The sequence below is a fragment of the Bacillus sp. I-2 genome (assembly GCF_001974945.1).
In the GTDB taxonomy this organism is placed as follows: domain Bacteria; phylum Bacillota; class Bacilli; order Bacillales; family Bacillaceae; genus Bacillus; species Bacillus safensis.
The window spans coordinates 1-290 of sequence record NZ_LZRW01000040.1 but is presented as its reverse complement, the minus strand read 5'-3'; the positions used below and the strand labels follow the sequence as shown (position 1 = coordinate 290).

The window sequence follows — 290 nt, the reverse complement described above, 5'->3', positions numbered from 1 at the left end:
GGCATCCACCGTGCGCCCTTTCTAACTTAACCATTTCTTACTTTAGAAAGAATCACTATGTGTGATGAACTTTGCATTGCATTCAATGTGAATGTATTACTTATTGTTATCTAGTTTTCAAAGAACAATCCTGTCTCGCTAGAGACATGTTTTGAAGGAATGATCCTTCAAAACTAAACAAGACGAAAACGTACGCTGCTCCATATATCCTTAGAAAGGAGGTGATCCAGCCGCACCTTCCGATACGGCTACCTTGTTACGACTTCACCCCAATCATCTGCCCCACCTTC

At 41.7% G+C, this 290-nt stretch carries 1 rRNA gene; it reads right to left on the bottom strand.

From position 1 onward, the window contains the following. Positions 1-214: 214 nt before the first annotated feature. A 16S ribosomal RNA gene (locus BAE31_RS11190) occupies positions 215-290 on the bottom strand; the annotation flags it as partial.